This window comes from Clostridium budayi, assembly GCF_055396605.1.
Window position 1 is genome coordinate 653,538 of sequence record NZ_AP042456.1, and the last position, 23,020, is coordinate 676,557.

Sequence of the window (23,020 nt, forward strand, 5' to 3'; positions counted from 1 at the left end):
TATTTATATCCTATACTTTTTTGATAATAAAGAAAATATGATTATTTTTAGAGTTTTAGTAAAAACTAATCTTAAAAGTAAAACTTTGCAAAGGAGAAAGGGATATGGATAAAAATGATTCATTGAATGGTAGAAAAAATGTTCTTAATGAGCTAAAGCTTAGTTTTATGAATATAAAAGATACTCATGATTATTTAAAGATGTTATCAAAAGAAGGAGAAGAGATAATAAGTGCGGGCAATTGGCTTCTTGATAATATATATTTAATAGAAAAAGAGTATAAAGCCATAAAAGTTAATATGCCAAGGAGTTATTTTCAAAATCTTTATTTTGAAAATGAAATAAATTCAGATATTAAGCTTCCAAGAATATATATTTGCGCAAAAGAAATGTTAAATAGAAATAAAGGAAAAGTGACTGAAGATGATAGTATATTTTTTATAAAGGAAAAAGGAGAAAAATATACTATAGGAGAACTTTGGGCTTTTCCTTTAGCACTTAGAGCTGGGATAATTATAAATTTATCTAAAGAAGCAACAAAATTAAAAAATATTCAAAAAGATAGAAAAGAAGAAAAGGGATACGAAAATCTATTAAAGAGTAAAGCTAAAGAAGATGAGTTAGTAGAAAAAATAAGTTCATTAATAATGTCTTTAAGAGAAATAGATGTTATAGATTGGAGACATTTTTTTGAGGAAACATCAATTATAGAAAGTATACTAAAAAAAGATCCAAGTAATGTTTATGAAAAGATGGATTTTAAATCAAAAGATTACTACAGGCATACTATAGAAAGAATTTCTAGAAAGTACAAAATAGATGAAGAAGATATCGTAAAAGAGGCTCTTTTATTAGCAAATAGAGCTAAAGAAAAAGGAATGGAATTTTATAGGATACATATTGGATACTATTTAATAGATGATGGAATTGAAGAGCTTTCAAAGGAACTTAAAAGAGGAAACAGAATAAAAAATAAATTTTCTTCTAAAATATTTTGGCTTATAAATATTTTAGGAAGTTTATTTATTATCTTCTTAGTATTAGCTTTAGGATATTTATATGGAGTAGAGTATAGTAGAACTCAACACGTAATAGAAGCAATAATAATATTTATTCCTGCAAGTGAAATAATTGTAGCACTTACAAATTGGATTGTTACAAAGAAGGTTCCTTTAAGACATATACCTAAAATAGAGTTAAGGGATGGTATAAATAGTGAAAACAAAACTATAGTAATAGTTCCATCAATGATTACTTCAGAAGAAAATATAAAAAAGCTTGTAGAGAAATTGGAAGTTTCATACCTAGGAAATAAAGAAGAAAATGTTTATTTTGCAATACTTGGAGACTTTCAAGACTGTGAGCATGAAACTACAAGGAATGATAAAAATCTAAATGGTTTTGCATTAGAGCAAATAGAAAAGCTAAATAAAAAATACTGCATTTCTGATAATAAATTCTTTTATTTAAATAGAAAAAGAGTCTATAACAGTAAAGAAGAAAAGTTTATTGGAAGAGAAAGAAAAAGAGGAAAGATAATGGAGTTTATTTCTCTTTTAAAGGGAGATAAAAATCATACATTTAATGTTATAAGTAGTTCAATTGATGAACTAAAGGATTCAAAATACATAATAACACTAGATTCAGATACATTTATGCCAAGAGATACTATAAAAAAATTAGTTGGTGCAATGTGTCATCCATTAAATAAAGCTATATTAAAAAAGAATAAAGTTATTAGAGGCTATGGAGTAATGCAACCTAAAGTTTCAATATCTTTAGAGAGTAAAAATATGAGTAAGTTCTCTAATATATTTGGAGGAGAAGGGGGAGTTGATGGTTACTCAATTGCATACTCAGACACATATCAAGATTTGTTTGGAGAAGGTTCATTTACCGGAAAAGGTATATTAGATATAGATGTATTCTATAAAGTTTTAAAAAATGAAATTCCAGATAATAAAGTATTAAGCCATGATCTTCTAGAAGGAGCTTATGTAAGAAGTGCATTAGTTACTGACTGTGAATTTATAGATAATTATCCATCAAGTTATCTTAGTAGTTCTAAAAGACTTCATAGATGGGTAAGAGGTGACTGGCAACTAATTCCTTGGTTATTTTCATCTAAAATATCATTATTATCAAAGTGGAAAATAATTGATAATTTAAGAAGGAGTTTACTTGCACCATCACTTTTAATTGGATTAATAATAGCACTTAGATATTTAAATAGAGGAATAGAAGTATCAATTATACTATTTTTAGCTATAATTACACCACTACTATTTACAGTAACTGATTTTGTTGTTACACCAAAAAATAAATTATCTGGTACATTTAAAAGCTTTAAACAAATAGTTTTAATAATAAGTTTTATACCATATCAAACATATATAATGGTAAATGCAATAGTAAAGACACTATATAGATTAATAATAAGCAAAAAACACTTACTTGAATGGCAAACAGCAGAAGATGCAGAAAAATCAATAGAAAATCATTTAGGTTATTACTATGAAAAGATGTGGTTTTCTTTAATTGCAGGGGCAGCAATCGTTGTTGTTGGCTTTAATTCATCAATATTTTTTGGAATAATGTCTACTATATTATCTCTACTTTGGGTATTTTCACCGCTTAATGCTTACGAAATAAGTAAAATTGATAAGAAATTACAATACTCAATAAGCGAAAAAGATTATATATATTTAAGAGAAATAAGTAGAAGAATTTGGGCTTATTATGAAGATTTCATAAATGAAGAAAATAATTATTTAGCACCAGATAATTATCAAGAAAAGCCCTTTAAAGGAGTTGCACATAGAACCTCACCTACTAATATAGGTATGGGATTAATAACGAATATAGTATCCTATGATTTTGGATATATATCAATTGATACAGTTATAGATAGGATAGAGAAAATTTTAGGTGGAATGAATAAACTATCAAAATATAAAGGTCATTATTTAAACTGGTATGATACTACAACATGTGAGCCTTTATATCCAAGGTATGTATCAACTGTAGATAGTGGTAATCTTTTAGGTTATTTATATCTTTTAAAAGAAACACTAGAAGAATACAAAAATAATCCATTAATTAGAAGAGAAGAAATACAATCATTAAAAGATACTTATAAAATATTAAATATAAAAGATAATATAAATATTTCTAAATATAAATCAATAGATGATTATAAAATAATACTTAAAAATGAATTAGAAAAAGTAAAAATATTTAAAGATGAAAAAGACGATGAAGAATATAATTACTGGATTAACAAGCTAACAAATGAAATAGAACAAAAACTTATATGGGCGGATAAGTTAAATAAGAATAATGAGGATTCTATAGGGAAGGTTAAAGATTTAGTACCTTTAAAAGAAAGAATTGATAATGTAATAAAAGATATAGAACTTATAATGAAAGATATGGACTTTACTGTTCTTTATGATAAAAAGAGGGAGTTATTTTCAATTGGATATAACTTAGAGGAAGATAGCTTAGGAAGTTCATATTATGACTTATTGGCATCTGAATCAAGAATAGCATCATTTTTAGCAATTGCTAGAAATGAAGTATCAACAAAACATTGGTTTAGACTTGGAAGGGCAATGAGTAACTCTTATAGAGGAAAATCATTAGTATCTTGGAGTGGTACTATGTTCGAATACTTAATGCCAAATCTTATAATGAAAGATTATGATAATACACTTTTAAGTCTAACTTATAAATCTGTTATAAAGGCACAGATGGCGTTTGCTAGAAAGAAAAGAGTTCCTTGGGGAATATCAGAATCTGCATATTATCATTTTGATGTAGCAGAAAATTATCAATATAAAGCATTTGGGGTTCCAGGAATAGGATTAAAAAGAGGGCTTGAAGATGAAATAGTAGTTTCTCCTTACTCAAGTATAATGGCACTTCCTATAGCAAATGGAAAGGCAATAGAAAACTTAAAAGTTTTAGAAAAAGAAGGGGCTTTAAGAAGATATGGATTTATAGAAGCTATTGATTTTACTCAAGGTAGAAACAATAAAATATTAAACGAAGATATTTTATACGATAATGAAGAAGAAAATGAAGATAAAAGCTTTAATGAATATAAGTACAATGAAGATTATAAAAAGAAAAAGATTCATTATGATGTTGTTAGAACTGATAAGAATAAATATAAAATAAGAAGTAATGGAAAGCCTGTTGTATGCTACATGGTTCATCATTTAGGTATGTCTTATTTAGCTCTTGATAATATGTTAAATAGTAATATATTAAAAGAAAGATTTCATAGAATACCAGAAATTAAAGCAACGGAATTATTACTTAAAGAGAAAATTCCAAATTACATAACTTTTGAAAGAGAAGATGAAATTTTACCTAAGAGAAAAGAATTTGAATTAGAAAAGTTTACTAAAAGAAGTTTTGAAGGTGCTATTAGAGAAAATAATGAGTTACTGCTTCTTTCAAATGGAAGCTTTTCTAGTATGATAACAACAACTGGTAGTGGATATTCAAAGAAGGATAATAACTTACTATATAGGTGGAAAGGGGATAGTACATCAGATAATAGTGGAATGTTCTTTTATATAAAGAATATAACTTCAAATAAATATTGGAGCGCTACATATGAACCTTGTAAAAGTGTAGGAGAATACTATAAAGTAGATTTCTCAATAGATAAAGGATGTTTTTATACAAAGCATGATGATATTGAAAGTAAATTAGAGGTAGTATTATCTTTAGAAGATGATGTTGATATAAGAAAGCTAACTTTAAAAAATACTGGAGATAAAGAAGAAATTTTAGAAGTTACAAGTTACATGGAAACTACTTTAACATCATTTGAAGGAGATGCTGCACACCCTAGTTTTTCAAATCTTTTCATTCAAACAGAGTTTGATGAAGAAAGTGAAACTCTACTTTCAAAAAGAAGACCTAGAGTAAAGAATGGAAAAATACCATTTTTATATCACAAAGCTATAGTAAATGGCAATAAAGAAGATGGTATAAGTTATGAAACATCAAGAGTAGACTTTATAGGAAGAGATAGGGATTTAAATTCTCCAAAGGCATTAGAAGAAGACACCCTTAAAAATAACATAGGAATTGTATTAGATCCTATAATGAGTATTAGAACTAAAGTAAGAATTCAAGAAAGTGAAGAAAAAACAATTTACTTTATTACAGGTATTAGCGAAAGTAAGGAAGATGCTATAAAACTTTCAGGAGAATACTCAGATATTAAAAAGTTAGAAAAAGCTTTTAATATATATAATAAAGGGATGCAAGTTGAACTAAGAAACTTAGGTATTACAGAAAATCAAGCTAATATATACCAAGAGTTAGCATCATATATACTTTTCTTAAATGATAGAAGAAAAGATAGAGAAGATTACATAAAGAATATAAATAAACATCAAAAAGATTTATGGGCATATGGAATATCTGGTGATCTAAAAATTATACTTTTAGAAATAAAAAATGATGATGATTTAGATACCGTAAGATTTGTATTAAAGATGCATAACTACTTTAGACTTCAAGGGTTAAAAACAGATTTAATAATATACAATAATGAAGAAGACTCTTATGATAAACCACTTCAAAATAGTATAAATCAAATAATAAGTAGTACTGCAAGTAGAGATATGATAAATAAACAAGGTGGAATATTCATTCATAATAAAGCTACTATGCTTTCAGAAATAAAAGATTTTCTAATAGGAATTTCAGCTATATATATAGATAGTAAAAAAGGAATAGAATTAAGAAATTTAAAAAGTGTAGATAGAAAAAATATAGATAAAGAATTATTAGAAGATGAGGATAAGATATTATTAAAGAATAATTTAGAAGATAGTAAAACTCAATTAGAAAGTTTAGAAGAGCTAGATTTAGATTTCTTTAATGGCTATGGTGGCTTTGATAAAAAAGACTATAGTTATGTAATAAAGCTTTCTAATTACAAGAGTACTCCAGCACCTTGGATAAATGTAATTTCAAATGATAATTTTGGATTTTTTATATCAGAAACAGGAGCATCACATACTTGGTGTAAAAATAGTAGGGAAAATAAAATTACTCCATGGAGTAACGATTGGGTTAAAGATCCTTTAGGTGAAGCTATATACGTTAGGGATAACAATTCAGGAACATATTTCTCAATAACTCCAAAGCCAGTACGCGATGGAGGAGAGTATATAATACGCCATGGATTTGGATATTCTTCATTTAGTCATAATACTAACGATATAAATAGTAGTATGATAGTTTTTGCTCCAAGGGATGAAAACTTAAAAATACAAAAAGTAGTTTTAGAAAATAAGAGTAATGAGGATAAAGAAATATCAGTATTTTATTATGCTCAGTTAGTTCTTGGTGTTTTAAATTATGATACTTCAAAATATATAACAACTTATAATAAAGAAAATTATATATATGGTCAAAATCCTTATTCTGAATTCTTTGGAAACCTTAAAGCTTATTCAACTATAATAGGTGGAGAAAGCTTGTCATTTACTTGTGATAGAAAAGAATTCATAGGTACTTCAAGAAGTATGGAAACACCAAAAGGATTAGAATATAGAAATCTTAAAGGTCAATTTGGAAGTGCTTTAGATCCATGTTTAGTTACAGAATGTAAAATAAACATTAAAAAAGGTGAAAAAAGAGAAGTAGTTATTTTATTAGGTGAAGAAGAAAAAGAAGATAATATAAAAAATATAATAGAAAAGTATAGTAATATATCAAATGTTTACGAAGAACTTAGTAAGACAAAGGCTTATTGGAGAGATTTCCTAGGAAATATTAGTGTAAAAACAGAAAATAAGTCGATGGATTATCTTTTAAATGGATGGCTTTTATATCAAAATTACAGTTGTCGTTATTTAGCAAGAACTGCTTTTTATCAATCAGGAGGAGCATATGGATTTAGAGATCAGCTTCAAGATTCAATGTCACTTGGATTGATAGATTATAATATAACTAAAACACAAATATTAAGAAGTGCATCAAGACAATACTTAGAAGGGGATGTTCAGCATTGGTGGCACCCTGTAATAAATAGTGGTATAAGAACAAGATTTTCAGATGACTTATTGTGGCTTCCATTTGTAACTGAGGAGTATATAAAAGTTACAGGTGATTATAGTATATTAAAAGAGAAAGCTCCATATTTAGAAGATGAGCCTTTAAGAGAAGGTGAAGATGAGAGATATACTATAGTAAATCAGTCATCAAAGGAAGGCACTATTTATGAGCACTGTATAAAGGCAATAGAAAAATCATTAAAATTTGGAGTTCATAATATATCTTTAATGGGAAGTGGAGATTGGAACGATGGTATGAGTACTGTTGGTAATAAAGGAAAAGGAGAAAGTGTATGGCTTGGATGGTTCCTTTATAAAATCCTTTCAGACTTTGAAGACTTAGCAAATTATATGAATGATGAAGAGAAAATAAATAAATATAAAGATATTAAAGAATTTATAAGAGAAAATATAGAGAAAAACGCTTGGGATGGCAAATGGTATAAGAGAGCTTACTTTGATGATGGAACACCACTTGGTTCAAAAGAAAATGAAGAATGTAAAATAGATTCATTATCCCAAAGCTTTGCATTAATATCAGGTGGAGGAGATAAAGAAAGAGGCAAAAAGGCTATTGAATCTACTATAGAAAATCTTGTAGATGAAGAGTTAGGTTTAATAAAACTTTTAGCACCACCATTTGAAAAATCAAAGCTAGAACCAGGGTATATAAAAGGGTATGTTGCTGGGGTAAGAGAAAACGGAGGTCAGTATACACATGCAGCTACATGGGTAATATTAGCGCTAACAAAACTTAATATGGGAGATAAAGCATTAAAATATTTTAATATGATAAATCCTATAAACCACACAAGAACAGAAGCTGAATGTGAAAAATATAAGTTAGAACCTTATGTTATGGCAGCTGATGTATATATAAGAGAACCTCACGGAGGAAGAGGTGGTTGGAGCTGGTACACAGGAACTGCTGGATGGATGTATAAAGTAGGACTTGAAAATATTTTAGGTTTTACAAAGTATAAAGGAGAAGGTTATAAAATAAATCCATGTGTTCCAAGAGAGTGGAGTGATTTTGAGATCAATATAAACAATGAAAAAGAGAAATATAAAATAACAGTTAAAAAAGGAACTGAGAATAAAATAATAATAAACGGAAAAGAAATCAAAGGAGATATAATTCCTAAAGACCTAGGAAAAGCAGAAATAGAAGTTTATTATAAAGGTTAAGAATAAAGCAACTTATTACAGAGATTTTGTAAATAAGTTGCTTTTTATTTTTTTAAATATCCCCACAATGTAAACAAATAATAAACTAATGAAGGTGTATTAACATAAAGTTTAAAAATAATATGAAGCATGTTTTAATAAATAGTGAAAATTTAATATAAAGATTAGTTATATACAGAAAGATAGTTAAAAAAATAACAAAAATAAGAAGTAAAAAATTAAATTATAAGAAAAATATATTAATTTAGAAACACTAAAAATTAATTGAAAATTTGATTGCAAGTGAAATTATGAAAAAAAGTTTAAATAAAAATTTTAATGTAAATATATGATTTAACTTGAAAAATATTATAAAATTTAATACAAACTGTTAAAAAAATATCTAAATTGACACATTACTCTATAAGTGTAATAATAAAAATATGTTAGTAAACATTTACAAAGATATTTTTAAATAAGGTTATAAGGTGAAAATATGAATTTTAACGAAGTATTAGAAAATAATCCAGTTATTTCAGCAGTTAAAAATTTTGAAGAACTAAATGTAGCAATAAATTCAAATATTGAAATTATATTTGTTCTTTTTGGGGACGTGCTTAATGTTAAAGAAATTAGTGAGATAATAGATCAAAATAATAAAATTGGAATAGTACATATAGACTTAATTGAAGGATTAAATCAAAAAGAAGCAGCAGTTAAATATTTAAAAAAAGAAACTAAATTTAAAGGAATAATAAGCACAAAATCTCAAGCAATAAGACTAGCAAAAGAAAACGATTTTATAGCAATTCAAAGAAGTTTTGTATTTGATACTATTTCTTTAGAAAATGTAAAAAATCATTTATCATCAAATATAGATGCAATAGAAATTTTGCCAGGACTTATCCCAAAAGTTATAGAAGAACTTACAAAGAATTCTTCAAAACCAATAATTTGTGGTGGACTTATTGAAACTAAAGATGAGGTTATGATGGCTTTAAGTTCAGGTGCATCATCAGTATCCACTACAAAAAGAGAAATATGGGAAATGTAATTTTTGCTAATAATTTAATTTTAAATATTTAAAAAGTAAGCATAAAGAGGTGTATTAACTATGAAAAAGTATATTATAGCCCTAGATCAAGGAACTACAAGTTCAAGAGCAATAATTTTTGACAATGAGCAAAATATATTAGGCATAAGTCAAAAAGAAATAACTCAAATTTACCCAAAAGAAGGATGGGTTGAACACAATCCAATGGAAATTTGGGCAAGCCAATATGGTGTTCTACAAGAAGTTTTAGCAAAGAGTAATTTAACTCAAGAAGATATTGCAGCTATTGGTATAACAAATCAAAGAGAAACTACAATAGTTTGGGATAAAAATACTGGAGAACCTATTTACAATGCTATAGTTTGGCAATGTAGAAGAACAGCACAAATATGTGATGAGCTAGAAAAACAAGGTTTAAAGGAATACATAAGAGAAACTACAGGACTAGTTCTTGATGCATACTTCTCTGGAACTAAAATTAAATGGATATTAGATAATGTTCCAGGTGCTAGAGAAAAGGCAGATAATGGAGAACTTTTATTTGGTACAGTTGATACATGGCTTGTTTGGAAACTTACTGGTGGAAAGGTTCATATAACTGATTATACAAATGCTTCAAGAACAATGCTTTATAATATAAATACACTACAATGGGATAAAAAGATGTTAGAAGTTTTAGGTATCCCAGAATCAATGCTTCCAGTAGTTAAAAATTCATCAGAAGTATATGGATATACAAATCTTGGAGGAAAAGGTGGTTACAGAGTACCTATAGCTGGTATAGCTGGAGACCAACAAGCTGCATTATTTGGACAAGCATGTTTCACAAAAGGTTCAGCTAAAAATACTTATGGAACAGGATGTTTCTTACTTATGAATACTGGAGAAGAAAGAGTTGAAAGTAAAAATGGACTTTTAACAACAATTGCAATCGGTATTGATAACAAAGTACAATATGCACTTGAAGGATCAGTATTTGTTGGTGGAGCTGTAGTTCAATGGATTAGAGATGAACTTATGCTTGTAAATGATGCTCAAGATACTGAATACTTTGCTAAGAAGGTTAAAGATAATGGTGGAGTATATGTAGTTCCAGCATTTGTTGGACTTGGTGCACCTTATTGGGATATGTATGCTAGAGGAGCAATATTTGGTTTAACAAGAGGAGCTAACAGAAATCATATAATAAGAGCCGCACTTGAATCTATTGCATATCAATCAAAAGATGTATTACATGCGATGGAAGAAGATGCAGGATATAAAATAAAGAGTTTAAAAGTTGATGGAGGAGCTAGTAAGAATGAATTCTTAATGCAATTCCAATCAGATTTAATAGATACACAAGTTACTAGACCAATAATTAGTGAAACTACTGCACTTGGAGCTGCATATTTAGCAGGACTTGCAGTTGGATATTGGAAAGATAAAGAAGAAATCGCAAAGAGCTGGTATGCTAGTGAAGTATACGAACCAAAATTCGATGCTGAAGAAAGAGAAAGACTATATGCAGGTTGGAAGAAAGCTGTTTCACGCGTTAGAAATTGGGAAAATGAGTAATATTATATAACAAAAGATAAATATAATTAAATATTTCATGAAAACGTTTGACAAAGACGAAGAAATATGATATTATTAAAACATAAATAAAATATAAGTGTTAAGAGAGTTAGAGTCAAGCACATGAATTAGGGATGGATAATCTCTAATTTCTGCTTGACTTTTTTTGTCCCTTAGAGAATTTTAATCCCTAAGAAAATGATAAAAATCAGGAGGTTTTAGTATGTATGATGTGGCAATTATAGGAGCAGGAGTTATAGGAGCTTCAATATTTAGAGAACTAACAAAATATGATTTAAAGGTAACTGTACTAGAAAAAGAAAATGATGTATCAATGGGAACATCAAAAGCAAATTCAGCAATAGTTCACGCAGGATATGATCCAAAGGTTGGAACATTAATGGCTAAGTACAATGTAAAAGGAAATGAAATGTTTGAAGATCTTTGTAAGGAGCTTAGTGTACCATTTAAAAGAAATGGATCATTAATAATAGCATTCTCAGAAGAAGATATGGAAACAGTAAAAAATCTTTATGAAAATGGAAATAAAATCGGAGTTAAGGGATTACAAATACTAAGCAAAGAAGAAGTTTTAGAAAAGGAACCAAATCTTAGCCATGATATAGTAGGGGCTTTATATGCACCAACAGGTGGTATAGTTGGACCTTATGAATATACAATAGCACTTATGGAAAATGCGGTTAGTAATGGTGGAGAATTAAAATTAAGATCAGAAGTTAAAAATATAGTAAAAGAAAACGATATATTTAAGATAACAACAACAGATGGAAAAGTAATCGAAGCTAAATATGTAATAAACGCAGCAGGAGTTCATGCAGATGAAATACATAATTTAATAGCTAAAGAAAGTTTCAAAATAATTCCAAGAAAAGGTGAGTACTTTGTAATGGATAAGACTCAAGGAAAACTTGTTAGCTCAACAATATTCCAATGTCCATCAAAACTTGGTAAAGGTATATTAGTTACTCCAACAGTTCATGGAAACCTTTTAGTTGGACCAGATGCTCAAGATATCGAAGATAAAGAAGATAAGAGCACAGCTGCAGAAAGACTTGACTATATAAGAGAAACTTCAAAGAGAACAACTGATAAAGTAAACTTTAGAGAATCAATTAGAAACTTCGCAGGTCTTAGAGCAACTCCAGATAGAGGAGACTTTATAGTTGAAGAAGCTGAAGATGTTAAAAACTTTATAGATGTAGCTGGAATTAAGTCACCAGGACTTTCATCAGCACCAGCTATAGCAGAAGATGTAGTTAAAATATTAAATGGATGTGGATTAGAACTAAAAGAAAATAAAAACTTTAATCCAAGAAGAGAAGAAATAGTATTTATGGAATTATCACCAGAAGAAAAAGCTGAAGTAATTAAGAAGGATCCAAGATACGGAAAAATAATCTGTAGATGTGAAAGCATAACTGAAGGAGAAATAGTTAATGCAATTCATAGATCATTTGGTAGCATTACATTAGATGGTGTTAAGAGAAGATGTAGACCAGGAATGGGAAGATGTCAAGGTGGATTCTGTGGACCTAAGGTTCAAGAAATAATAGCAAGAGAATTAAATATTCCAATGGAAGATATTTATCAAGAAAAAGATGGTTCATATATTTTAGTAGGAAAAACAAAGTAGGAGGGATATCAATGTACGATTTAATAGTAGTTGGGGGAGGCCCTGCAGGACTTGCAGCAGCATACGAAGCATATAACGATGGAGTAAAGAAAATTTTAATAATAGAAAGAGACAATGAACTAGGCGGTATATTAAATCAATGTATCCACAATGGTTTTGGATTACACACATTTAAGGAAGAACTTACAGGTCCTGAATATGCACAAAGATTCATAGACATGTTAAAGGATACTAATGTTGAAGTAAAACTTGGAACAATGGTATTAGATATAGATGATAATAAAAATGTGCATGCTATAAATGAAGAAGAAGGATATGTTGTATTAAAAGGAAAAGCAATAATTCTTTCAATGGGATGTAGAGAAAGAACTAGAGGAGCTATAAATATTCCAGGAGATAGACCATCAGGAGTATTTACAGCAGGTGCTGCTCAAAGATACATTAACATGGAAGGATATATGCCAGGTAAAAGAGTTCTTATATTAGGATCTGGTGATATCGGACTTATAATGGCAAGAAGAATGTCACTTGAAGGTGCTAAAGTTGAAGGTGTAGTTGAACTTATGCCATATTCAAATGGATTAAATAGAAACATAGTTCAATGTTTAAATGATTATGATATTCCACTATTTTTATCACATACAGTAATAGATATAGTAGGTAAAGAAAGACTTCAAAAAGTTGTAATTGCAGAAGTTGATAAAAATAGAAGACCTATTAAAGGAACTGAAAAAGAATTTGAAGTTGATACATTACTTCTTTCAGTTGGATTAATTCCTGAAAATGAATTATCAGAAAAAGCTGGAATAAAGAAAGATATGAGAACAAATGGACTTATAGTATCAGAAAGCATGGAAACATCAGTAGATGGAATATTTGCTTGTGGTAACGTTGTACACGTTCATGACTTAGTTGACTTTGTTACTCAAGAATCTAAACATGCAGGAAAATCAGCTGCTAAGTACATTAAAAATGAACTTAAAAAAGGTGAAGCAATAAATATAATTAACGGTCAAAATGTAAATTATACTGTACCTCAAAGATTCACAGCAGATGCAATCGATGGAAGTATGACAGTATTTATGAGAGTAAACAACATATATCATGATAAAGCACTAGTAGTTAGAGAAGGAGATAGAGAAATAGCTTCATTCAAGAGAAAACATCTAGCTCCATCAGAAATGGAAAAAATAATATTACCAAAGAAACTTTTAGAAGATGTAAAAGGTGATATAACAATTTCATTAGAATAATAAAATTTAGGATGGTGATTAAAGATGGTTAAAGAATTAATTTGCATAAGTTGTCCAATGGGATGTCATTTAAAAGTAGATGTAGATAATAAGACTGTTACAGGTAACACTTGTAAAAGAGGAGAAATATATGGATTAAATGAAGTTACAAATCCAGTTAGAGTAGTAACTTCAACAGTAAAGGTAAATGGTGGAGAACTACCAGTTGTACCAGTAAAAACAGCTGGAGCAATACCAAAGAAATTAAATTTTGAATGTATGAAAGTTATAAATGAAACAACTGTAAATGCACCAATAAAAATGGGTGACGTTCTTATAAAGGATGTACTAGGAACAGGAATTGATGTTGTTGCTAGTAGAGACATAGAATGTAACTAAAAATAAATTAAACCATGCGTATCTCTTTAAATTAATATAAATTAACAAAAACTAAACAACCTAACAAAAGAACCTATAGCTTTTGCTATAGGTTCTTAAATTTATAAAAATTATAGAATATATTTTTTTATAACAGTTACAATACCATCGTCCATATTTGAAGATGTTATAAAATCAGAGGCGCTTTTAACATTTGGATGACTATTACCCATTGCCACTCCTATTTTTGCAAACTGAATCATATCAAGATCGTTTGGTGAATCGCCACAGGCAATTACTTCACTTCTTTTAATCCCTATATGATCAATAAGAGCTTTTAGCCCTAAAGCTTTAGAGTTGCCCCTTTTTATAAATTCAAGCATGTGAGGAAGACCTCTAATTATATAGTATTTATCAAAGAATGTTTTAGGTATCTTTTTATAGAAAGAGTCTAATTTACCTTCTTCTTCAATTAAAATTACCTTTATAATATTATCTTCATCATCTATATCATTAATAAAATCAACGAATTTAACATCAAGCTTATTATATAAAGTTTCACAGTCACTATAAATAGTTTTATGGGATGCATAACAGTAGTTTTTAGTAAAAGCATGTACATAAAGTGAGTTTTCTTTAGCAAGGTTAAATATTTCTTTTAAATCAGTACCTTTAAGTGAATTATCTACAATAGCATCAAGAGTAGACGTATTATATACTACACATCCATTATAAGCTAATACGTATTCATTATCTCCTAAGAGAGAAAGTTCTTCTACATACTGCATAACCCCTTGAAGAGGCCTTCCTGTTGAAAGAACTATTTTAACGCCTTTATCTCTTGCAAGGCTAATATATTTCTTAGTTCTATCTGAAATTGTTGAATTGTCTCTTAGTAAAGTACCATCTAAATCTAAAGAAAGCAATTTATACATAAAATCCTCCATTTTATAAAATTTAGAAATTATACAATAATATTCTACATTAATAAGATTTAAAATCATAGAAATATTTAAGTTTAGAGTTATTTTTTTACTTTTAAATGATAATAAATTATTAATTAAAGATAGTAGTTCTTAGGATGAAAGTGGCTAAAAATCTAGCTTTTCAAAGACCAATATTAAGAACTTTATATTTTTTTAAGAAATCGTTCATAAAGTATTCAAATAGGTTAAATTAATGTAATTGAATATAATTAGAAATAGTAATAATATTTGTTAGTAAATTTTATTTTTTGAGGGGAGCATGGCATGAAGAAAATACTATATTTTATAGTACCAATACTTATAGGAATTATTTTTGCTTTTGGGCTTAATAAGCTTTTAGATAATAGGATAGATAGCTTATTAAAAAGCAAAGATTTAACACCTCTTATGAGTAAATATGAAAGTGAAATAAAAGATAAAGGGGTTATTTTAAACGATTATCTTCTATCTAAAGGAGATATTATGATGCTAGGGTCATCAGAACTTAGTAAGACAATAAGTAGACAGCATCCAACTAAATATTTTAACTCATATAAAAGTAAGTATAAGATATTTATAATTGGAAGACCATATAGTCAAGATTTACAAGATGTTTTAACTCTTGGAAGTGCTGATACAAAAAATAGCATTACTCAAAATAAGGATAATAAAAAGAAAGTAGTTCTTTTAGTATCAATGCAATGGTTTTTAAGAAAAGATGGTATTGCACCTAAAGAATTTGAAAATAGATTTTCACCAGAACAATTTTATAGTTTTTTAAATAATAAGAATATATCAAAAGAAAATAAGGATTATGTAGCAAATAGAGTTGCAGATCTTCTTAAAAAAGGAAGCCAATATAATGCAGAAGGTGTTTATGCAAAGCTATATAATGATAATTCAATTTTAGCAAAGGCTGAAAAATTAGTATTAAGTCCGTATTTCTTTGTTAGAGAAAAGTTAGTTTCGCTTAAAGGAAAAGGTTTATTATATGAAGAGCTTAAAGGTCTTAAAGATAAGAAAGATAAAAAGACTAATGAAAAACCTATAAATTGGAAAGAAGAAGATAAACAAGCTATAAAAGATGCTAAGAAAAGAGTTAATGGAAATAAGTATAAGATAGATAAAGGATATTATGATCATGTGCTAAAGAAACACTTAGCTAAAATGAAAAATGCATACAAAAATACTAACTTATTAGATTCTAAAGAGTTAGATGATTATAAAGCGTTCTTAAACCTATGTCAAAATTTAAATATAGAACCAACTATAGTTGTAATGCCAAATGCAAAATGGTACTACGATTATACAGGACTTTCTCAAGGAGAAAGAGATAAATATTATGATACTATAGCTAATTTAGCTAAAGAAAAAGGATTTAAAACTATAAACTTAAAGGATAAAGAAACTGAAGAATATTATTTAAGAGATGTTATGCATTTAGGAACAAGAGGATGGGTTGATATTAGCGAAAAGTTATATAAAGAGTATAACGAAGGAGCGGTTAAATAGATGTGTATTAGAAGGATTTTAAATAATTTAAAAAACAATAAGCTTTTAATGATGAGTATATTATTTACAGTAGTAATAATAGGTGCCATATTAGTTATGACATTTACTCAATTTAAGCAAATACCGTTTATATATAATGAATTCTAATTTAGGAGGAGACTTAATATGAAAATAATAGAGGGTATTAAAAGATTTGCTAAAACGGATAGAATAGCTTTAAAGTGCGATGGAGAAGAGCTAAGTTATAAAAATTTAGATAGTTATTCAGAAAGTATTGGAGCTTATTTAAAAGAAATACATGGCGATTTAGATAACACTCCAATTGTTATATATGGAAATAAGGACAACCTTATAATGGCATGTATGATAGGAGCTTTAAAGTCTGGAAGAGCGTATGTTCCACTTGATATAAGCTTTCCATTAGATAGAGTTTTAACAGTAACAGAAGAAGTTACTCCAAAAGTTGTATTTAATTTTAGTGATCTAGAAAAATCAAAATTTGGAGATGTTAATGTAATTAACAAAGATGAACTTATAGAAATAATAAATAAATATAAAGATAAAGAAGTAGATAAAGAAAACTACGTAAAAGAAGATGAAAATGCGTACATATTATTTACTTCAGGAAGTACAGGAAAGCCTAAAGGAGTACAAATAAGTAGTAATAATATAGATAATTTTGAAGAATGGATAAGTGATTATTTAAATATTGATGGAAGTGAAAAAGTAATAATGAATCAAGCTGCATATTCATTTGACCTTTCAGTTACAACAATATATCCAGGGCTAACTAATGGATGCACTTTATTCTCACTTTCAAAGAAGACTTTAGCAGATTATAAAGAATTATTTAAACAATTTAGTGCATCAGACATGGCAATATGGGTTTCAACACCATCATTTGCAGGTGTATGTGTAACAGAAGAAGACTTTAATGTTAACATGTTACCTAAGCTTGAAGCAATGATATTTATAGGAGAAGTTTTACCTAAAAATCTTGCAAAGGAACTTAAAAAAAGATTTCCTAAAACTAGAGTAATAAACGGATACGGCCCAACAGAAGCAACAGTTGGAATAAGTGCAAATGATATTACAGAAGAAATGATAGAAGATGAAAAGAGCCTTCCAGTTGGTGTTGTAATGGAAACTACAAAAATTAAAGTAGTTGATGAAAATGGAAACGAAGTAAAAGACGGAGAAAAGGGCGAAATTATAATAATCGGAGACTCTGTTTCAAAAGGATACTTTAAAAATGAAGAGAAAACAAATGAAGTATTTTACTTTGAAGAAGAAAATGGTGAAAGAAAAAGAGCGTATAAAACAGGGGATATGGCTTATCTTTTAGAAGATAAAATATATTACTGTGGAAGACGTGATTTCCAAATAAAGCTTAATGGGTTTAGAATTGAAATTGAAGATATAGAAAACAACTTAAGAAAAGTAGATAATGTTAAAAATGTTGTTGTATTACCTATTTATAAAGATGAAAAGATAGCATATCTTCAAGGAATAGTTCAATTAGAAGAGAAAAATGATTTAAGCAATTTAAAGAATGGAATGATAATAAAAAAGGGATTAGAAAAATTTGTTCCAGCATATATGATTCCAAGAAATATAAAGATAATAGATGAATTCCCAACTAACACTAATGGGAAAATCGATAGAAAGAAACTTATGGAGGATATAAAATAATGACTTTTTCACAGTATGGAGATTATTTTTATCTTTATATATTGGCATTAACGGCAATACCAGCAATAATCCTTGGACTTAGTGAGAAAAAAATAAAATATTATGGAATGATAGCAACAGCTTTCATGATATATTTAATATTTGGAATTAATATACACTTAGGTCTTCTTGCTGCATTTATAATAGGAGAAGTTATTTTAATAAAGGGTTATTTAGTTGTTAGAAGGAAAACTGACAGTAAGATAGTATATAGATTATTTTTATTTGCTTCTATGCTTCCTTTAATAATAAATAAAATTTCTCCGCACATAAAACTTGGAGTTATAGGATTTATAGGAATATCTTATTTAAACTTTAGGGCAATACAAATAATTATAGAAATATATGATGGTGCTATAAGTGAGATGAAACTTTCATCATTACTATATTTTATATTATTCTTCCCAACAATAAGTTCTGGTCCTATAGATAGATCAAGAAGGTTTGAAGCTGATTTAGATAAACATATAAAAAGAGAAGAGTATATAAATGAATATTTAATTCCAGGAATAAAGAAAATATTTTTAGGAGTTGGATACAAGTTTATAATAGCCTTTTTAATTAATACATGTTGGATGAGTAAAATTCCTACAGGTCATCATATAACATTTTTAAGTAGTGTTAATTATATGTATGCTTATAGCTTATACTTATTCTTTGACTTTGGAGGATATAGTTTATTTGCAGTAGGTACTAGTTATATATTTGGAATAAAAGCACCAGATAACTTTAATAAACCATTCTTAAGTAAAGATATGAAAGAATTCTGGACAAGATGGCATATCAGTCTTTCAAGATGGTTTGGTGATTATATATTCTCAAGATTCGTACTAAGCTCTATGAGAAAGAAGAGATTTAAAAAGAGAACAACAGCAGCCCATGTAGCTCAAATGATAACTATGATAACTATGGGATTTTGGCATGGACTTACTTGGTATTATATAGCTTATGGTGTATACCAAGGTGTTGTATTAGTTTTAACTGATATATATCAAAAGAAATCTAAATTTTATAAAGCACATAAGAAAGAAAAATGGTTTAATGTTGTACAAGTTGTTATAACATTCCATATAGCATGTATTGGATTATTACTATTCTCAGGATACTACGCTAATATATTTAAATAACTAATTTAAATTTAAAAGAAAGTTAAATGAAATTTCAATAAAATAATAAAAATATTTTATAAAATTATTTTGAGAAATAGTTAAACAAAATAGATTGATTATATAAATTTTATAACATAAAAAAGGAGATAGTTAATATGCAAGAGCAAGTAATAGAGATTTTTGAAGAAGTAACAGGTTGTGATGAAATAAGAGATGATTTAGAATTAGATTTATTTGAAGCAGGATTATTAGATTCACTTGCAATAATAGAAGTATTATTACAAATCGAAGAAAGATTCGGAATAAAATTACAACCAACAGATCTTGAAAGAAAAGATATGGCAACTGTAAATAATCTAGTAAAGTTCTTAGAAACTAGATAGTTTAATATCTTTAAAACTTAATTAGCTAAAATTTAAAATTGAATATAGATAAATACAAAGAAAACATAAGGTTTAATAAAAAAAGTGGCATTTAAGCCACTTTTTTTATTAAAAAGACTAGTTTTTATGATTTTTAAAATTAAATCTTTGAAGGTGCAATTAACTTTAAAGATTATTTATCTTTAAATTCTTCTAATGCTTCTTGTTCTTCTAGTTCATTTGCCATACTTTGAGTATAGTTAAATTCAGAAGTAGCAATATTGTTTGATACAATATCATCTACTGCAGGATTTGGTAATGGTGTTACATCACCGTTTGGAGCAACACTTTTTAAATCATGTGGACTATAGTTAGTTCTATTCTCTGGCAAGTAAGCTTTAAGCGGTGCTTGAACGTCTGTGTATTTTCTTTTCTCTTTCAAATCTTTTTTAGGCATTTATATCTCCTCCTTATAAGTATAGTTTGTACAGTAGGATATATTTAATTCACCATTTAAAAATTTATATAAAAAACTTAAATTAAAATACTGTGAATATAATGTTAATTAGTCACCTAACTAATTGACTCTTTTTATTTAAAGTAATATAATTGCATAATAAAAACTACATGGTTTTTAAAAAAACCATGTAGTTTTTATAGATTAATTATGAATATGGAGATTATAAAATGGATTTAGTTAATGAAAAAAAAGAGGAAATATTTAATACAGCTACATACTTATTTTCTAAAAAAGGATATATGTCAACATCTGTTCAAGATATTGCTAAAGCATGTAATATTTCAAAGGCTACAATTTATAAATACTTTAGTTCTAAAGAAGATATATTAATTTATATAATAAAATATTTTAATAATCAAATGGTGAGACTTGTTGATGAAGTAAATTTAGATGATAGTTTATCACCTATTAAAAAATATGAAGAGAAGATATATACGCTATTTAATTATTTCTCAGAGGGAAGAGAATTTTTCCTTATGCTTTCTGAAAATGGAGCTATTATGAAGGAAGAGAATATAAAAAATATAATGTTAGAGAATAAGATTTATATTATAAATGAGCTAAAGGACATGTTAATTCAGGCATATGGAGAAAGTATAAGATCCATAATTTGGGATATAACAATATGTCTAAAAGGAATTATTAGAGAATTTATAGTTTTATTTGCAATAAGAGAAATTTCAAATAGAGATTATAAAGATGTATCAAATTTTATAGTAAGACTAACTACATCAATTGTAGATAAACATAAGGATGATAAGCCACTTATATCAAAAGATATTGCACAGACATTTATTATAAATAATAAATTTGATTTAGATTTAGAATATTTAAAAAAACAGTGGAAATTACAAATATTAAAATTAAGGTCAATAGTATTAAATTCATATTCAATGGTTAATAGAGAAAAGATATTAGAGGCAATAAATTTATTAGAAATAGAAGGTGAAAAAGAAAATAGTAATAAAGTAATTATAGAAGCTTTAATAATGTATATAAGTGATAATGATGAATTAAAAGAACATGCTAAATGTTTAGGGCATGTATGGAATGGAATAAAAACGAAAGGATAAAATTTTATGAGTGAAGAAAACATAAGAGAAAAGAAGAAATTTAACCCGATACTTATATCAGCGGTATTTTTAATTGGAGGTTTTGTATCATTTTTAAATGGTACTCTTATTACAACAGCACTTCCAACAATAATGAAAGATTTAAATATATCCCCAACAACAGGACAATGGCTTACAACTTCATTCATGTTAGTTACTGGTATAATGATACCTTGTACAGCCTATTTAATTGATAGATTTTCAACAAGGAAATTATTTTTTGCATCAATGGGATTATTCACAATAGGTACTCTAATTGGAGGATTTTCAAATAGCTTCAATATGCTACTTGTAGCTAGAATTATACAAGCAACAGGTGCTGGTATAATAATGCCACTTATGCAAACTGTATTTTTAGTTATATACCCAAAAGAAAAAAGAGGATTTGCTATGGGGGTTGTAGGTATAATAATTGCCTTTGCACCAGCTATAGGACCAACACTTGCAGGAGTTATAGTAGATAGTCATCCTTGGAGAGATTTATTCCACTTAATAACACCTATATGTATTGTTGATTTAGTATTTGCATTTTTTGCACTAAAGAATGTAAAAGAATCAAAGAAAATAAAACTAGACATTATATCAGTAATAACATCAACTTTAGGTTTTGGTGGATTATTACTTGGATTTAGTAATGCAGGTACTGATGGATGGGAAAAAGCAAGTGTATTAATTCCATTAATAGTAGGTATAGTTTCACTTGCTATATTTACATGGAAACAACTTTCAAGCAAGAAACCAATGTTAAATTTAAGAGTATTTAAGAGTTCTACATTTACATATACTACAATAATAATAATGGTAGCATATGCAGGACTTGTTTCAGCAGAATTAATATTACCAATGTATATTCAGATGGCAAGAGGATATTCAGCCTTTGATTCAGGACTTATGCTTATGCCAGGTGCAATAATAATGGGTATAATGAATCCTATAACAGGTAAATTATTTGATAAATTTGGAGCAAGATTACTTTCAATTATTGGTTTAACTCTTTTAACAGCTGGTACATTTGGATTATCATTCTTAGAGGCGAATACAAAGATTGAACTTATAACATTTGCATATTCAGTTCGTCTTTTAGGTATGTCAATGTTTATGATGCCACTTACTACATCAGGTTTAAATACATTAAGTAAAGAGAATTTATCACATGGTACTGCTGTAAATAATACAATGAGACAAGTTGCAGGTTCAATTGGAACAGCAATATTAGTCACAGTAATGACTAAGGCAGCTTTAAATTCAGGAATATTAGATCCTAAACTTGCACAAATACATGGAATGAATATTGCATTTGCTATATCAGGAGTACTTACATTAGTTTCATTAGTTATAGCATTATTTGTTGTTAAGAAAAAACCAAAAGAAGAAGCCTAAGCTAATTAGTAAATATAAGATAAACGTAAAGTAATTCATTATAAGAATGATTTAAAATAAAATTATAAAATTAAAGTTAGAGGGAGTATCAGTTTTAATATATTGATGCTCCCTTTAATTGCTAATTTTATTGAAAATTGTCGATTGAACTGATATAATAATTTTGTTTTTAAAATTTAGATAATATATAAACATTAAT

Annotated in this window: 15 protein-coding genes; 13 read left to right on the forward strand and 2 right to left on the reverse strand. The window is 27.6% G+C overall.

Annotated elements, in window-relative coordinates; translation table 11 throughout:
* The first annotated feature begins 104 nt into the window (after window positions 1-104).
* From ACZ5TJ_RS03025 to ACZ5TJ_RS03050, 6 genes are all read left to right on the forward strand, one after another.
* Window positions 105-8,276: a glycoside hydrolase family 94 protein gene (locus ACZ5TJ_RS03025; protein WP_464201188.1), complete on the forward strand. Its 8,172-nt coding sequence runs from the start codon at window positions 105-107 to the stop codon at window positions 8,274-8,276.
* A 475-nt stretch (window positions 8,277-8,751) separates the two neighbouring features.
* Window positions 8,752-9,309: a glycerol-3-phosphate responsive antiterminator gene (locus ACZ5TJ_RS03030; RefSeq protein WP_464201189.1), complete on the forward strand. Its 558-nt coding sequence runs from the start codon at window positions 8,752-8,754 to the stop codon at window positions 9,307-9,309.
* Window positions 9,310-9,369: 60 nt separating this feature from the next.
* Window positions 9,370-10,866 carry a glycerol kinase GlpK gene (gene glpK, locus ACZ5TJ_RS03035; protein WP_464201191.1) on the forward strand — a complete coding sequence of 499 codons (1,497 nt, stop codon included), beginning with the start codon at window positions 9,370-9,372 and terminating at the stop codon, window positions 10,864-10,866.
* Window positions 10,867-11,089: 223 nt separating this feature from the next.
* Complete coding sequence (locus tag ACZ5TJ_RS03040; RefSeq protein WP_464201192.1) at window positions 11,090-12,520, forward strand: FAD-dependent oxidoreductase; 1,431 nt, start codon at window positions 11,090-11,092, stop codon at window positions 12,518-12,520.
* 11 nt (window positions 12,521-12,531) lie between these two features.
* Complete coding sequence (locus tag ACZ5TJ_RS03045; RefSeq protein WP_464201194.1) at window positions 12,532-13,773, forward strand: NAD(P)/FAD-dependent oxidoreductase; 1,242 nt, start codon at window positions 12,532-12,534, stop codon at window positions 13,771-13,773.
* 24 nt (window positions 13,774-13,797) lie between these two features.
* On the forward strand, window positions 13,798-14,151 hold the full coding sequence (locus ACZ5TJ_RS03050; protein WP_215634922.1) for a DUF1667 domain-containing protein: 354 nt from the start codon (window positions 13,798-13,800) through the stop codon (window positions 14,149-14,151).
* Between the two features lie 110 nt (window positions 14,152-14,261).
* On the opposite strand, the gene ACZ5TJ_RS03055 is transcribed toward ACZ5TJ_RS03050, so the two are convergent.
* Entirely contained in the window at window positions 14,262-15,065 is an 804-nt protein-coding gene (locus tag ACZ5TJ_RS03055; RefSeq protein WP_464201197.1) for a Cof-type HAD-IIB family hydrolase, read from the reverse strand.
* Between the two features lie 315 nt (window positions 15,066-15,380).
* Here ACZ5TJ_RS03055 and dltD point away from each other — a divergent pair, with 315 nt between their 5' ends.
* The 5 genes from dltD to dltC all read left to right on the forward strand — a co-directional run bounded on the left by dltD (window position 15,381) and on the right by dltC (window position 19,830).
* Window positions 15,381-16,607: a D-alanyl-lipoteichoic acid biosynthesis protein DltD gene (dltD, locus tag ACZ5TJ_RS03060; RefSeq protein WP_464201198.1), complete on the forward strand. Its 1,227-nt coding sequence runs from the start codon at window positions 15,381-15,383 to the stop codon at window positions 16,605-16,607.
* Complete coding sequence (locus ACZ5TJ_RS03065; protein WP_215634919.1) at window positions 16,608-16,754, forward strand: hypothetical protein; 147 nt, start codon at window positions 16,608-16,610, stop codon at window positions 16,752-16,754.
* Between the two features lie 18 nt (window positions 16,755-16,772).
* A complete protein-coding gene (dltA, locus tag ACZ5TJ_RS03070) occupies window positions 16,773-18,299 on the forward strand; it encodes a D-alanine--poly(phosphoribitol) ligase subunit DltA (RefSeq protein WP_464201200.1) in 1,527 nt (508 codons plus the stop codon).
* Window positions 18,299-19,465 carry a D-alanyl-lipoteichoic acid biosynthesis protein DltB gene (gene dltB / locus ACZ5TJ_RS03075; RefSeq protein ID WP_464201201.1) on the forward strand — a complete coding sequence of 389 codons (1,167 nt, stop codon included), beginning with the start codon at window positions 18,299-18,301 and terminating at the stop codon, window positions 19,463-19,465. The genes dltA and dltB overlap by 1 nt, the downstream gene beginning before the upstream one ends.
* Window positions 19,466-19,602: 137 nt before the next feature.
* Entirely contained in the window at window positions 19,603-19,830 is a 228-nt protein-coding gene (dltC, locus tag ACZ5TJ_RS03080) for a D-alanine--poly(phosphoribitol) ligase subunit DltC (protein ID WP_077230220.1), read from the forward strand.
* Window positions 19,831-20,002: 172 nt separating this feature from the next.
* Here the strand turns inward: dltC and ACZ5TJ_RS03085 are convergent, their stop codons facing one another.
* Window positions 20,003-20,266 carry a hypothetical protein gene (locus ACZ5TJ_RS03085; protein ID WP_464201203.1) on the reverse strand — a complete coding sequence of 88 codons (264 nt, stop codon included), beginning with the start codon at window positions 20,264-20,266 and terminating at the stop codon, window positions 20,003-20,005.
* A 230-nt stretch (window positions 20,267-20,496) separates the two neighbouring features.
* Here ACZ5TJ_RS03085 and ACZ5TJ_RS03090 point away from each other — a divergent pair, with 230 nt between their 5' ends.
* Window positions 20,497-21,402, forward strand: a complete 906-nt coding sequence (locus ACZ5TJ_RS03090) for a TetR/AcrR family transcriptional regulator (protein WP_464201204.1) — start codon at window positions 20,497-20,499, stop codon at window positions 21,400-21,402.
* A 6-nt stretch (window positions 21,403-21,408) separates the two neighbouring features.
* Window positions 21,409-22,821: an MDR family MFS transporter gene (locus ACZ5TJ_RS03095; protein ID WP_464201206.1), complete on the forward strand. Its 1,413-nt coding sequence runs from the start codon at window positions 21,409-21,411 to the stop codon at window positions 22,819-22,821.
* Window positions 22,822-23,020 lie beyond the last annotated feature (199 nt).

What these genes read in the sequence shown, in the direction of transcription:
- ACZ5TJ_RS03025 (WP_464201188.1), top strand. Translation starts at nt 105, where the DNA reads ATGGATAAAAATGATTCATTGAATGGTAGAAAAAATGTTCTTAATGAG.
- ACZ5TJ_RS03030 (WP_464201189.1), top strand. Translation starts at nt 8,752, where the DNA reads ATGAATTTTAACGAAGTATTAGAAAATAATCCAGTTATTTCAGCAGTT.
- glpK (WP_464201191.1), top strand. Translation starts at nt 9,370, where the DNA reads ATGAAAAAGTATATTATAGCCCTAGATCAAGGAACTACAAGTTCAAGA.
- ACZ5TJ_RS03040 (WP_464201192.1), top strand. Translation starts at nt 11,090, where the DNA reads ATGTATGATGTGGCAATTATAGGAGCAGGAGTTATAGGAGCTTCAATA.
- ACZ5TJ_RS03045 (WP_464201194.1), top strand. Translation starts at nt 12,532, where the DNA reads ATGTACGATTTAATAGTAGTTGGGGGAGGCCCTGCAGGACTTGCAGCA.
- ACZ5TJ_RS03050 (WP_215634922.1), top strand. Translation starts at nt 13,798, where the DNA reads ATGGTTAAAGAATTAATTTGCATAAGTTGTCCAATGGGATGTCATTTA.
- ACZ5TJ_RS03055 (WP_464201197.1), bottom strand. Translation starts at nt 15,065, where the DNA reads ATGTATAAATTGCTTTCTTTAGATTTAGATGGTACTTTACTAAGAGAC.
- dltD (WP_464201198.1), top strand. Translation starts at nt 15,381, where the DNA reads ATGAAGAAAATACTATATTTTATAGTACCAATACTTATAGGAATTATT.
- ACZ5TJ_RS03065 (WP_215634919.1), top strand. Translation starts at nt 16,608, where the DNA reads ATGTGTATTAGAAGGATTTTAAATAATTTAAAAAACAATAAGCTTTTA.
- dltA (WP_464201200.1), top strand. Translation starts at nt 16,773, where the DNA reads ATGAAAATAATAGAGGGTATTAAAAGATTTGCTAAAACGGATAGAATA.
- dltB (WP_464201201.1), top strand. Translation starts at nt 18,299, where the DNA reads ATGACTTTTTCACAGTATGGAGATTATTTTTATCTTTATATATTGGCA.
- dltC (WP_077230220.1), top strand. Translation starts at nt 19,603, where the DNA reads ATGCAAGAGCAAGTAATAGAGATTTTTGAAGAAGTAACAGGTTGTGAT.
- ACZ5TJ_RS03085 (WP_464201203.1), bottom strand. Translation starts at nt 20,266, where the DNA reads ATGCCTAAAAAAGATTTGAAAGAGAAAAGAAAATACACAGACGTTCAA.
- ACZ5TJ_RS03090 (WP_464201204.1), top strand. Translation starts at nt 20,497, where the DNA reads ATGGATTTAGTTAATGAAAAAAAAGAGGAAATATTTAATACAGCTACA.
- ACZ5TJ_RS03095 (WP_464201206.1), top strand. Translation starts at nt 21,409, where the DNA reads ATGAGTGAAGAAAACATAAGAGAAAAGAAGAAATTTAACCCGATACTT.